We start from the raw sequence: 13,645 nt of genomic DNA on the forward strand, positions 1-13,645 counted from the left end.
GTATGGAGGAGATCATTCAGGAAGATAAAAAGGTTTTCTTATTCCTTAACAATTTGGGAGATCCTTCTTTTGATCAGCTTTGGATGCTGATTTCAAGTACCTGGATCTGGGTACCGCTCTACATTATATTTCTTTATTTTTTATATAAAAACTACAAGCTAAAATCTTTAGTTTTTGTTCTGATATTCATCGCATTGGGCGCTACCGTTTCTGATCAGCTTGCCAGTGTTTTCAAATATGGGGTAGCAAGACTTAGGCCGTGTCATGATCCTTCTCTGGAACATTATATGAGGATTGTGAAATGCGGAGGACAGTACGGGTTTTACTCAGCCCATGCTTCCAATACCTTCTTTTTGGCATCTTATTTAAGTATTTTATTAAAAAAGAAACTCAATTGGTTTCCATATGCTATATTTGTATGGGCTATAGTAGTTTCCTACAGCCGGATTTATTTAGGAGTGCATTTCCCGATAGATATTTTGGTGGGGGCGTTTGTTGGATCTTTATTGGGAGTGATATTTGGTGCACTCGCCAAAAAAGTGATTAACAAACAAACGATATCCGAATGAAAAAATCTTTATTACTTGCTGCACTGATGTGCACCTCATTCTATCTTTACGGACAGGATAAAAAAACAGCTGAGGAATGTTTTAAAAAAGCAGATTATAAATGTGCTGAAGAACAATATTCCAAACTTGCAGAAAAAGAACAGATCCAGAAATTTCAGTCTGAATACTACAACAATCTGGGAACAGCGCAGAGAAGACAGGGGAAAATAACAGCTGCTTTCAGGTCTTATGAATCTGCATTGAAAGCCAATCCGATGTCTGGATCTGTATATGCCAACCTCGCTTCACTGCACAGCCAGAAAGGCAGTAAAGCCAAAGCATTGGAATATATTGCTACAGGACTTAAAATAGAGCCTGAAAATCCTGAGTTTTATCTCACCCGTTCCAAAATCTATGACAGTCAGGGTAAAAAAGATCTTGCACTTAATGATCTTAAACAGATTTTAACCTTTGCTCCTGATAATATTTTTGCAAAAACAGGACTGGCCAATCTTAAAAAAAACAATGGTGATCTTGAAGGTGCTTTGAAAGATTACAACCAGTTGATCTCCGAGAAACCTGAATCCCTTTTGTATAATGGCAGGGCAGATACTTATTTCAAGATGAAAAAGTATAAAGAAAGTCTGGCAGATGCTAATAAAGCCATTTCTATAGATCCGAAATTTGCCCAGTCTTATGTAAGCAAAGCACTTGTCTTATTTGATACTTCAAAACCTAAAGAGGCTTGTGATAATCTGGATAAAGCAGTCAGCCTAGGATATGAAAAAGCTGTTTTGGCAGAGTATTATACTAAATGCGCAAAGAAATAAAGATCATATCCAAACTATTATTAATAACCCTTAAATAGAAGAGACTTTTTAGCCGCTAAAGCTAAATAGAGCAGTCAATAAAAAAAGATTAAATGTTAAATATTGTTCTTGTAGAACCGGAAATTCCTAATAATACAGGGAATATCGGAAGATTATGTGTAGGTACTGAAAGCAGATTACATTTAATTCATCCTTTTGGATTTGTGATTAATGATAAAAACCTGAAGCGCTCCGGCTTGGATTACTGGGTTCATCTTGATGTAACTGAGTATTCAGATATTGAAGAATGGGTAAAAAATGTTCCGGACCTTTCACGGGTTTTCCTCATGAGTTCACACGCAGAAAAATCTTATCTTGAAAATGACTTTCAGGATGGTGACTGGCTGGTTTTTGGAAAGGAAAGCGTTGGGCTAAGCAAAGAAATTCTGGACCGTTTTGACAATCACTTAACGATCCCGATGTCAAAATTAATCAGAAGTTTTAATATTGCCAATTCTGTTGCTTTTGTAGTGGGAGAAGCAAAAAGACAGATTAATTTGAAATGATACTGAGCTTTAACAAATACAATTAAAAAGGATCATTTTAGTCATTGTGATAAGGTTTCCCCTGCAGAATCTGATCTGCACGGTAAATCTGCTCTACAATAAAAAGCCGGATCATCTGATGGGTAAAGGTCATTTTAGACAAAGACATCTTTTCATTAGCTCTGTTGTACATTTCGTCTGAAAAGCCATAGGCACCTCCAATAAGAATATGTACTTTTTTAACGGAAGAATTCATCCAGGTATCAATTTTCTGGGCGAATTCACGGCTCGTAAACTGTTTTCCCTTTTCATCAAGCATAATAACCAGATCGGTCTTATCAATATGATTGAGAAAAAGTTTAGTTTCTTCTTTTTTCAGAAGATCGGGAGACAGGTTTTTGGCATTTTTAACATCAGGAATCTCAGTAATCTCGAAATTCCAGTGTTTGGGAAGGCGGGTAAGATAATAGCTGATCAGAGAAGTGATTTCCTTATCGTCTGTTTTTCCGATACAAAGTAAGCCGATTCGCATATAAAAGGTTTCAAAATGCAAAGATACCATTTTTTAAAACTGAAAAAAAGACGGCTTCTTTTAATCGCGAAAACTCTCCCGGTTCTAAGAATCTTTTAATTTTTGAATCTTTAAATAATCTGAATTTTAAATATAAAAGGTTGAAAGATGGAAGAAGGAGGCTGGAAGTTACTTTTAGTTATAGATACTGTGAAACCCCTGTAAAATCAAATTAGCTAAAAAAGATGGTAATCTATTATTGATGACCTTCATAACCGCCCTCTTCCAGCTCCCAGCTTCTCAGCTCTATAAATCAAAAATTCTTATCCTGAACTGAGGTTAAATGGCATTCACACAATATATTCTCCCTTAGAATCGTTTGAGTGTATCTATTCTTAAAAATAAATACAGATTGGTCAATCCCAACCGGGAATAAAGGACGGAGAAAATGTTTATATTTGTGGGAAGACTTATTGAAAATCTTTAAAATAATATCCGCTTATTCTGTTGAAACCCGGATTTTTATTGATTAAGTCTGTTTTAACTTAACCACAAAGGCACAAAAGCTATTTGCACGGATATTAGATATGATAAAAGTTCTCAAGAGAATAAAAATCAAAGATTTTTAAAGGCTTATGTGAACTTCTATACGCAAAGGTATTTAAACTTAAAAATTACTAAAGTGTTTAAAATAAAACTTTTGTGACTTTTATGGTTTAATAAAAAAGTTTAAACAGCTTTATTGTAAAGTGAACCTTAAAACAAATAGATGAGTATAAAAGTTCCAAGATTTGTCCTGAAGATTCAGGAATTTTTTGACAATATACATATTCCTGTTCTGGGAATATCGTTGTGGCAGATGTTCCAGATTTATATTTCGGGGATTTTTAAAGGAAAGATCGGAAGAAAAGCCGCTGCGATTTCCTGGAGTTTTACCATCAGTTTATTTCCGTTTATTCTCTTCCTACTGTCTGTATTACCCTATATGCCGCATTATGACAAGCTGCAGTTCTATATTTTTGAAGTACTCATGCATAATGTGTTTCCATCCAATATGGAAGGAGATATACGCGGATATATTGAGAAAAATATTATTCCGAATATGAAAGGAATCAGCAACCTTACCATTGTGCTGGCTCTGCTCTTTGCAACGAACGGAACTTTTTCCCTCATCAACGGGTTCAATGAAAATACAGAGGAAAAACTCAGTGATGTAAAAGAATTTATTCTTTCGTTTTTTATCACGATCGGCTTTATTGTTATTGTATTTCTGGCTCTTTTCGGGGTGTATTATGCGGAAGTCGTTATAAAACCTTTCACTCCTGCTTATGATATCTCGTGGCTGGTGAATAACCTTACCAAAATTATAGGATTTGTTTCTTTTCCGCTGTTTTACTTTATCCTGTTGACCTTGTTTTACTGGCTGGGAACCGTTAAAATTGCAAGATTCAGGCAGGCTGTTCCCGGAGCTATTTTAACCACCGTTTTGTTTGTCCTGACCACTTATATCTTTGCCATCTATGTAAAAGATATTGCCCGGTATAACGTACTTTACGGCTCCATCGGAAGTATGATTCTGCTAATGGTCTGGGTAAATGTCAACGTGTATCTGCTTCTGTTCGGGAATGAATTGAATATGGCCCTCAGAAGATTGAGAATAGAAAAACTGCTCTCCGATGAAATTCAGAAAGAAGCTGTTCATTATCATGCTGCTGTTACTGAACCCAACCTGGAAAGTGACGAGGAACACCGCAGAAAACTGGAAGAGAAGAAAGAATATTAATCTTCTATGGCTTCCGGATCTTTTTTAGAACTCATGCTCAGAATCACAAAGCCGGTTACAGCTGCTAAGAAAGATGCAATCAAAATGGCGAATTTGGCTTCATCCTGAATCGCAATATCGTCTTTAAAGGAAAGAAGGGCAATGAAAATCGACATGGTAAATCCAATTCCTGCCAGCAAACCTACTCCAATCATTTGTAACCAGTTACTGTTTTGTGGCAGTGAACTCAGTTTTAATTTGATGGCGATAAGGGAAAAGAGGTTAATTCCAAGTAATTTTCCTAATACGAGTCCACAAATGATTCCCAGACCTAATGTACTTGTAACTCCTTCCACCATTTCTTTTGAGAAAGCAATATTGGTATTGGTTAAAGCAAAGATTGGCATAATCAGGAAGCTTACCGGAAAATGAAGTTTATGCTCAAGTTTTTCCAATGGTGATATTTCTACATTCGAGGCGTTTGTTGGAATAGAAAACGCCAGCAGAACACCCGCTATCGTCGCATGAATTCCTGAATGATGAAGGAAATACCACAGAAAAAGCCCCGGGATGATATAAAAAACAAGACGGGTAACTTTCAGGAAATTAAGAACAAACAGAAGGGCTGCCGTTCCGAAAGATAATAAAAGGTAGGTCCAGTGAATCTGTTCTGTATAAAATATAGCAATCACCAGAATAGCCCCTAAATCATCTACAATGGCTAATGCTGCCAGAAATATTTTAATAGAGTTCGGGATCTTTTTCCCCAACATGGAAATAATGGCCAGAGAGAAAGCAATATCTGTTGCCATAGGGATTCCCCAGCCGCTTCCATATTCTGTTCCGCTGTTGAAAAGACTGTAGATCACTGCAGGAACCAGCATTCCGCCCACCGCTGCAAAAATAGGAAGCGACGCATTTTTAAAGGAGGAAAGTTCACCTTCTACCAGTTCTCTCTTAATTTCAAGCCCTACCAGAAGGAAAAAGACAGCCATAAGTCCGTCATTGATCCAGATGCTGACAGGGTAGGTCAGATGGAAAAGGTGAGTGCCGACTTCCTTATCCAGGAAATGCTGAAAGGCTTCTCCTGCAGATGAATTGGCAATAAGTAGTGAAATGAGCACACAGAAAATAAGGATGATTCCTGATGACTGGTTGCTGCTGAAAAATTTTTTAAAATAGAGAGTTAAATTCATGTCTAAGATTGTAGTCGTCTCACTCTTGAAACTCCGTCGATGTCTTTAAGTTTTTTAAATGTTTCCTCGAGCTGTCCTTTGTTCTTCACCTCAAGGTTAATATTTCCGGTGAAAACACCGTTGTTGGATTCTATAGACATACTCTTCATGTCCATTCCCATACTTCCGCTGATTACGGCGGTAATATCATTAATCATACCCATTCTGTCAAGACCTTCAATTTCGATCTTAACCCTGTTTTTAAAGCTTTCCGCATTCACCCATTTGGCAGGGATCACCCGGTAATCATATTGGGCTCTCAGGTTGATGGCATTCGGGCAGTTATCACTGTGAACCTTGATCCCGTCGGAGATTGTAATAAATCCGAAGATCTTATCTCCCGGAATTACAGTACAACATTTAGCATAGCTATAGTTCAGCTTCTCTTCATCTTTCCCGAAAACGATCATGTCAAGATTCTGTTCTTTCGGTTCTTCGAAATGTAGATTTTTGGACGGTGATTTTCTGAATCTTGAAAGTAAATTATTGAATACATTTTTACTTTCAATATATTTTCTTAAACTGCTTGCATCCAGCTCGTTGCTCTGGAATTTAAGGAACAGTTCCTGAGATGATTTTAAATTGAAAAACTTCTGAAGTTTATTGATCTCTTCATCGTTGAAGTTAATTTTAGCGTGACGAAGTTTTCGTTGAAGTATTTCTTTTCCGTCCTCTACCAACTGGTTTTTCTGGGAATTCAGGTAGCTTTTGATCTTCGACTTAGCCTTCGAAGTGACTACAAATTCCAGCCAGTCAGATTTAGGCTTCTGGTTCTGGGAAGAAAGGATATCTACCTGATCTCCGTTTTGAAGGGTGTATGAAATAGGGACCAGCTTTCCATTGATCTTGGCTCCCAGGCATTTCATTCCAAGGTCGGAATGGACTGCAAATGCAAAATCCAGCGCTGTTGCATTGGTCGGAAGGATTTTGATCTCACCTTTTGGGGTAAATACAAATACTTCCTTCGCATATAAATTAAGTTTAATATTATCTAAAAGTTCAGATGTGGAAAGGTTCTGCTGCTGTTCAAGAACTTCACGGATTTCGGTCACCCATTTTTCGAAATTCCGGTCGTCTGTGCTTTGTTTATAGCCTTCTTTGTATTTATAATGGGCGGCAACACCTTTTTCAGCAATTTCGTCCATTCTTTCAGAACGTATCTGAACCTCGATCCATTTTTTGTCCGGCCCGAGAACTGTTAAATGGAGACTTTCATATCCTGTAGAGCGTGGCTGTGTAATCCAGTCCCGCATCCTTGAAGGATTACTGTGGTAGACATCTGTTACAATAGAGTAAATTTTCCAGGCCAGGAACTTTTCATTTTTCGCATCCGATTTATAGATGATCCTTATGGCATAGTTATCAAAGACTTCCTCAAAAGAAACGCCTTGTTTCAGCATTTTCCTGTAAATGGAGGAAATGGCTTTTGCACGGCCTTTAATCGTAAAGTTTAATCCTTCTTCTTTTAATCTTTCTGAAACTTCCGTTTTAAATTCTTCAATATAGCGTTCACGGCTTTCTTTGGCAAGTTCTAGTTTTTCGGTGATCTCATTGTAAACCTCAGGACTGTTATACTTTAAAGAAAGATCTTCCAGCTCAGATTTTATGTTGTACAATCCAAGGCGGTGTGCCATCGGAGCGTAAATATAAACCGTTTCGGAAGCAATTTTTTTCTGCTTGTCCGGAGCCATACTTTCCAGCGTACGCATATTGTGAAGGCGGTCTGCAATTTTGATCAGGATCACTCTGAAATCCTCAGACAACGTCAGAAGCAGCTTTCTGTAATTTTCAGACTGTACAGAAATATTCTGATGATTCATAATGGAGATCTTCGTGAGCCCGTTCACAATGTTGGCGATCTTTTCTCCAAAAATTTTTTTCAGATCTTCATAGGTGTAGTCTGAATCTTCAATAACGTCATGCAAAAGGGCACAGGCAATGGAAGTAGCTCCAAGACCGATCTCAGTCGCTACAATTTTAGCAACCGCAATAGGATGGTAGATATAAGGTTCCCCGGATTTTCTCCTTTGGTCCTTGTGGGCATCCAGCGCAATATCGAATGCCTTCCGGATGAGCTTATTATTTTCTTCATCCAGTGTTCTGTATGTGTTAGAAATCAGATCCTTATAACGGGCAAGGATCTCTTTGTTTTCCTGTTCTAAATCGTAACTCATTTGTGTTAATGCCTATATTTAAACGAAAATACGAAATTTTTTAAACTTTTCAAACATAAAAAATCCGCAGAACGCTCTGCGGATTACGGTTATTAGGTTTTATGTTTGTGTCAGAATTTCACTTCTGAGTCCATGCCGCTGCTTGATGCCTTTATCTTCACATCAGGGCTGTTATGGATTTCGGCTCTGCTTCTGGCGTCAATGAATCTTTTAATATGATCATAGTTAGCCTGCTCAATACTCATATTCTCGAGCAAATAAGTTTTCATTACTGAATTTTCGCTGAAAACATTTCGGGCATTATCAGTTTGGTTATTATCTTTTACCGCAACACTCGCCAGATATTGAGCGTGTTCAGAACCGCTGTTTAAGTATATGATGTAATCTGAATCTCCAAATCCTGAATTCTCCAGATCGGCTTCAAGCTTTTTGTAATCGCTGTGATGTGCAAATACCCCAGCTAATATATTTGACATAAGCAATAGTTTTTAAATTGTACTTAAAGGTAATAAATATTTTCCGATATTGTTGTTTAAATTTCAATAAAATTTGAAATTTATTGTTTTATCTATAAAATAGTGTTAAAATATTTGATAATGTCTATTGAACAGGTGTTTAAATTGTAGTCTTCCAGATGAAATATTTTCTTTTAATCATTCATATATTCGTATTCCGTCCATCCAAACTGATAGATATAGAGTATAATCTGGTCATAAAAGTTCATCGTTCTCAGTCCTCCGTTTTTGCCATAGTTCCAGATCTCTTTATTCTGGTTCTGGTCGTAGTTGATATCAAGGAAATAGTTTCCAACGTTTTTAACCGGAGTGTTTTCTGAATTGTCAATATTGGTAAAATCCATATCATTCAGAAGCATCAGAAGCTGTTCTTCATCTTCTTTTGACATTTTTTTGAAGTAGGTTTTTTCTGCATCCAGTTTATTGAGTCGGGTATGGTCCAGGTACATTTTTTTCTCTTTAAAATCCAGCGTCATGAGAAATTGTCCGTGAAGCTCTATTTTAACCTCATTAATGGTATGTTTTTGAGGTGTTTTGATATATTCCGTAGTAACATTGTTTTTAACTGTTAAAATATCCGTTTCATAGAATTCTTTATAATCAACATTTCTTGATGGGGTATATTTAACCCTTAAAACATGTATGAACTTTCCGTCCGGAGAAATCTTTGCGGCAATAGGTTCTTCATTCATCTCCTTGTAAGGATTGAATATTCTGTACTTTCCTGATTTTTGACTCAGAGCTATGGCGATATTTCCCATTCCGTCACAACGATTAAGAGGGAAAACATTAATCGCTATTTCCTTGCCTCTATATTCCTTTTTCTGTTGAATATTAACCACATAATCATCTATCCCGTCATGATTAAGGTCTGCAGTATAAAATGGCTTCAGGTTCTCTTTTTCTATTTTCTCTCTGAAGGCTGTTGTATTCAGATAGGATATTTTAGGAGGAAGACTGTCATTGATCATCATCTGCTTATAGCAATAATCAGCTTCAAAGATCTTTGTAATTTTCTTCGCAGTTTGTTTCTCTTTATTGCAGGAAAGTAGGAATGTCAGAGCGGCAGCAGTAGTCAGGGTATATTTCATGGTTGTCAAAAATAATATTTTTAACGAATCGTTTGGATTTTATTTACAAATTCAATTTATTTTTTTAAATATTGTTGAAAAGTTAGTTTAATATCAATGCTTTACAGATTTTAAAGTGTAAAAATTCTCTCGCAGATGAGCAGGTGTTTGCGTAATAAATTCAAACGTTGTTGGTTTTCAAGACCTATACCATTTTTTCAATCAACTAATACGCTGAATTAAAAAAATCTGTGTAATCAGTGGGAAACTGAAATGAATGTTGGAAAACGCTAAAGGACGCAAGGGTTTTGGTCTGTTATGCTGCTTTTAAGGCGCAAGAAAATCGAAGATTTTCAGCAAGCTATACGGTATTGCATTTTATCGGAGATAAAATCTTGCGACCTAATATCCATGAAGCAGGTAAAAAATAGCGCCTTTGCGCAAACTCCAACAAAAAATACATCAATCAAAAGATCTGCTCAATCTGCGAGCGATAAAAAATAAATCAATCATAAAAAAGTAGTCTGTGGGAAATGGTAAAAAACAAAAAAACGGACCGGAGCCCGTTTTCATTCAATATCATTTTAAAAATTAAATTCTTTCGTTTTTAATCTCTTCCACAATCTCAGGATTTAATAAAGTGGTAATATCCCCGAAGTTGCTGAAATCTCCTTCCGCAATTTTTCTCAGGATTCTACGCATAATCTTACCTGAACGCGTTTTCGGAAGTCCGGAAACAAACTGTATTTTATCCAGCTTGGCAATAGGCCCGATCTGATCAGAGATTAACAGGTTGATCTCCTTCTTAAGGTTCTCCTTATCACGGCCTTCTCCGCTTTCTTTTAAGATCACAAAACCGTACAGGGCATTTCCTTTAATATCGTGAGGATACCCTACAATTGCAGATTCTGCAACAGCCGGATGCTCATTGATGCTGTCTTCAATAGGAGCGGTTCCCAGATTATGCCCAGAAACAATGATCACGTCATCTACACGTCCGGTAATTCTATAGTATCCGACTTCATCTCTTAAAGCACCGTCACCTGTGAAATACTTGCCCGGAAATGCGGTAAAATAGGTTTCCTTATATCTTTGGTGATCGCCCCAGATGGTTCTGGCAATTCCCGGCCATGGAAAACGGATGCATAGATTTCCGGTAACCTGATTTCCAGTAATTTCATTGCGTTTGTCATCCATCAGTACCGGCTGAATTCCCGGAAGTGGAAGGGTGGCGTAAGTTGGTTTTGTAGGAGTGACAAATGGGAGAGGAGAGATCATGATTCCTCCGGTTTCCGTCTGCCACCAGGTATCTACTACAGGACACTTTTTCTTTCCGACATGATCGTTGAACCAGTGCCAGGCTTCTTCATTAATAGGCTCTCCAACTGATCCTATAACTTTCAGGGTGCTCAGGTCGTGCTTGTCTACCCATTCTGTGCTTTCTTTGGCTAAAGAACGGATGGCGGTAGGAGCAGTGTAGAACTGGGTGACTTTATGTTTTTCAATAACTTCCCAAAAACGATCCGGTTCCGGGTAAGTAGGTACTCCTTCAAAAATTACAGTGGTAGCACCGTTAAGAAGTGGTCCGTAAAGGATATAGGAGTGTCCCGTGATCCATCCAATGTCTGCCGTACACCAATAGATGTCATTTTCTTTATAATTAAATACATTTTTAAAGGTATAAGCAGTGTACACCATATAGCCGGCACAGGTGTGAAGCATTCCTTTTGGCTTTCCGGTAGACCCAGAGGTGTAAAGGATGAAAAGAGGGTCTTCGGCATCCATGATTACGGTTACAAAATCAGAGGAGGCTTTTTCATACAGGTCGGTGAAGCAGTAATCGCGGCCTTCTTTCATTTTGATTTCGTTGTGGGTTCTTTTCACCACAAGAACAGATTCTACGCTCGGTGTTTTTTCCAGGGCTTCATCTACAATGCTTTTCAGGTCCAGAACTTTATTTCCTCTGTAGCTTCCGTCTGATGTGATCACCATTTTGGCACCGCAGTCATTCACTCTGGATGATACGGCTGAAGCGGAAAATCCTGCAAAAATCACTGAATGTACAGCTCCTAATTTTGCGCAGGCCAACATGGTAATGGCCAATTCCGGGATCATAGGAAGGTAAATGCATACTCTGTCTCCTTTTTCAATTCCCATTTCACGTAAAACATTCGCGGTTTTGTTCACACGGGTGTATAATTCGTTGTAAGAGATATGTTGAGCTTCCTCTTTCGGATCATTAGGCTCCCAGATGATAGCGGTTTTTTCACCTCTTATGGAAAGATGCCTGTCCAGACAGTTCTTGGTAATATTTAATTTTGCATTTTTAAACCATGTGATTTTAGCTTCGTTCATATCGTACTTAACGACCTTACTCCATCTCTGGTACCACACGAAATTCTGGTCTGCAACTTTGTCCCAGAATTTTTTAGGATTTTTGATAGACTTTTTGTACTCTTCAAAATAGTGAGGCAGATCTTCTATTAAGTAATTTCTCATATCCTTTCGTTTTTTGAAATTTGAATTTTATTACTATTAAATGTATGTTTAATTTTTCGTTTAACCCCTATATTCCTTGATTTTTTCCTGAATTTCCTCGATGATTTTTTCATCATCAATCGTTGACGGAATCTGGAATTCTTTTCCGTCCAGCAGGGTTCTGATCAGTTTTCTCAGGATCTTTCCGGAACGGGTTTTGGGTAATCGTTTGACAACCATTGCATTTTTTAAAAATGCTACAGCCCCAATCTTTTCACGGACCATCTGAATGATGTCTTTTTCTACCTGTTCTTCGGAAACCTTTGATCCATTTTTCAAAACAACCGTGGCGAAAGGGATCTGTCCCTTAAGATCGTCATCTATTCCTACTACAGCGCATTCTGCTACATCAGGATGTGATGAAACGATTTCCTCCATTTCTGAGGTTGAAAGACGGTGTCCGGCCACATTAATCACGTCATCGACTCTTCCGGTGATGAAAATATAGCCGTCTTCATCCCGGATCGCTCCGTCACCTGAAAAATAATAACCATTGTACTGTGATAGATAGCTATTCTGAAAGCGTTCATAATCATTCCAGATTCCCAGCATGGCGCCAGGAGGAAGCGGAAGTTTAATCACGAGATAACCTTCATGGTGAGGATCAAGTTCAAATCCGGTATCGTCAAAGATCTTGATGTCATATCCGGGAATCGGCTTTCCGGCAGAAGCTCTTTTGATTTTGTACTGATCATCAAAAGTCATTAAGCCAAGCATTGGCCATCCGGATTCTGTCTGCCACCAGTGATCGATAGCAGGTACACCGATATGTTTTGCAAACCAATCGAGGGTAGCGACATCACATCGTTCTCCGGCTAAAAACTGTTTTTTTAAGCAGGACAGATCGTACTTTTTAACCAGTTCACCTTCCGGGTCTTCCTTTTTAATAGCTCTGATAGCGGTAGGAGCGGTAAACATGGCTGATACTTTATATTCCGAGATAATTCTCCAGAAAGTTCCGGCATCAGGTGTCATGATAGGTTTTCCTTCAAAAATAATGGTAGTATTTCTATTGATAAGAGGTCCGTAAATGCTGAAGCTATGTCCAACTGCCCATCCGAAATCGGAAGCTGCCCAATAGGTTTCTCCGGGTTCCACACCGTAGATGTATTTCATAGAGAATTTCAAGGCAGTGGCATATCCTCCGGTATCTCGGACAATTCCTTTAGGTTTGCCGGTAGTTCCAGAAGTATAAAGAAGATATAAAGGGTGAGTGGATTCTACCGGTACACAGTCTGCGGGAGCTGATTGGTGAACGAGTTCCTCATAATCAATTAATCCTTCAAACATTTCATGCCGGTTATCCACTAATTTTCTGTTGTAAACAATAATGTGATCCACCTTATCCTGCGCCAGTTCAATTGCTTTCTCTACTAAGGGAAGATAAGGGATTCTTTTGGCGATTTCTACTCCTGCGGTAGCGGTAATTAATGCTTTGGGCTTGCAGTCGTCTATTCTTACTACAAGCTCGTGCGGGGCAAATCCTCCGAAAACGACATTGTGAATCACTCCGATTCTTGCACAAGCCAGCATGGCAAATAGCGTCTGCGGAATCATTGGCATATAGATCACGGCAGTATCTCCCTTCTGCAATCCTAAAGAAGCCAGTCCTCCGGCAAATTTGGAGATTTCCTCTTTGGCCTGGCTGAATGTATAGGTTTTCTTCTGGCCGGTTACCGGAGAGTCATATACAATGGCGGTTTGCTCTCCAAAACCGTCTTCAATATGCTGGTCAATACACAGGTGGCACATGTTGAGTTTTCCGTCTGCGAACCACTGCGGGTAATTGTTTTTATCCTGAGAAAGAATCTGTGATGGGAACTCAGTCCATTGGATCTCCCGGGCCTGTTCTTTCCAGAAATTCTCTTTATCGTCTATGCTTTGTTTAAATAAATGATCTGCATTCATGCCAATTCTGTGTTTCGTTTTTTCCTGATT

General features: G+C 38.4%; 10 protein-coding genes and 1 pseudogene. 4 read left to right on the plus strand and 7 right to left on the minus strand.

Annotated elements, in window-relative coordinates:
* Nucleotides 1-2 precede the first annotated feature (2 nt).
* The 3 genes from FW768_RS00335 (at nucleotide 3) to FW768_RS00345 (ending at nucleotide 1,923) form a co-directional block, all read left to right on the plus strand.
* On the plus strand, nucleotides 3-569 hold the full coding sequence (locus tag FW768_RS00335; RefSeq protein ID WP_153391330.1) for a phosphatase PAP2 family protein: 567 nt from the start codon (nucleotides 3-5) through the stop codon (nucleotides 567-569).
* The gene (locus FW768_RS00340) at nucleotides 566-1,378 is read left to right on the plus strand and encodes a tetratricopeptide repeat protein (RefSeq protein ID WP_153391332.1); all 813 of its coding nucleotides are present in this window, start codon (nucleotides 566-568) and stop codon (nucleotides 1,376-1,378) included. The genes FW768_RS00335 and FW768_RS00340 overlap by 4 nt, the downstream gene beginning before the upstream one ends.
* 92 nt (nucleotides 1,379-1,470) lie before the next feature.
* Nucleotides 1,471-1,923: a tRNA (cytidine(34)-2'-O)-methyltransferase gene (locus FW768_RS00345; protein ID WP_153391334.1), complete on the plus strand. Its 453-nt coding sequence runs from the start codon at nucleotides 1,471-1,473 to the stop codon at nucleotides 1,921-1,923.
* Nucleotides 1,924-1,960: 37 nt separating this feature from the next.
* On the opposite strand, the gene FW768_RS00350 is transcribed toward FW768_RS00345, so the two are convergent.
* Nucleotides 1,961-2,434, minus strand: coding sequence for a 23S rRNA (pseudouridine(1915)-N(3))-methyltransferase RlmH (locus FW768_RS00350; RefSeq protein ID WP_153391336.1), 474 nt, complete (start codon nucleotides 2,432-2,434; stop codon nucleotides 1,961-1,963).
* A 748-nt stretch (nucleotides 2,435-3,182) separates the two neighbouring features.
* On the opposite strand from FW768_RS00350, the gene FW768_RS00355 reads away from it, so the two are divergent.
* Nucleotides 3,183-4,196, plus strand: a complete 1,014-nt coding sequence (locus FW768_RS00355) for a YihY/virulence factor BrkB family protein (RefSeq protein WP_153391338.1) — start codon at nucleotides 3,183-3,185, stop codon at nucleotides 4,194-4,196.
* Here FW768_RS00355 and nhaA read toward each other — a convergent pair.
* From nhaA to FW768_RS00385, 6 genes and pseudogenes are all read right to left on the minus strand, one after another.
* The gene (nhaA, locus tag FW768_RS00360) at nucleotides 4,193-5,371 is read right to left on the minus strand and encodes a Na+/H+ antiporter NhaA (RefSeq protein WP_153391340.1); all 1,179 of its coding nucleotides are present in this window, start codon (nucleotides 5,369-5,371) and stop codon (nucleotides 4,193-4,195) included. The two genes, FW768_RS00355 and nhaA, sit on opposite strands and share 4 nt — an antisense overlap.
* A 2-nt stretch (nucleotides 5,372-5,373) precedes the next feature.
* Nucleotides 5,374-7,584: a RelA/SpoT family protein gene (locus FW768_RS00365; RefSeq protein ID WP_153391342.1), complete on the minus strand. Its 2,211-nt coding sequence runs from the start codon at nucleotides 7,582-7,584 to the stop codon at nucleotides 5,374-5,376.
* A gap of 110 nt (nucleotides 7,585-7,694) precedes the next feature.
* A complete protein-coding gene (locus tag FW768_RS00370) occupies nucleotides 7,695-8,060 on the minus strand; it encodes a hypothetical protein (protein ID WP_153391344.1) in 366 nt (121 codons plus the stop codon).
* A 173-nt stretch (nucleotides 8,061-8,233) separates the two neighbouring features.
* Nucleotides 8,234-9,199, minus strand: a complete 966-nt coding sequence (locus FW768_RS00375) for a hypothetical protein (protein ID WP_153391346.1) — start codon at nucleotides 9,197-9,199, stop codon at nucleotides 8,234-8,236.
* A 561-nt stretch (nucleotides 9,200-9,760) separates the two neighbouring features.
* Nucleotides 9,761-11,674, minus strand: a pseudogene (acs, locus tag FW768_RS00380) (acetate--CoA ligase); the annotation flags it as partial.
* A 54-nt stretch (nucleotides 11,675-11,728) separates the two neighbouring features.
* Entirely contained in the window at nucleotides 11,729-13,615 is a 1,887-nt protein-coding gene (locus FW768_RS00385; RefSeq protein WP_153391350.1) for an AMP-binding protein, read from the minus strand.
* Nucleotides 13,616-13,645 lie beyond the last annotated feature (30 nt).

Origin of the sequence: Chryseobacterium vaccae (assembly GCF_009602705.1) — a bacterium.
GTDB classification, from domain to species: Bacteria; Bacteroidota; Bacteroidia; order Flavobacteriales; family Weeksellaceae; genus Chryseobacterium; species Chryseobacterium vaccae.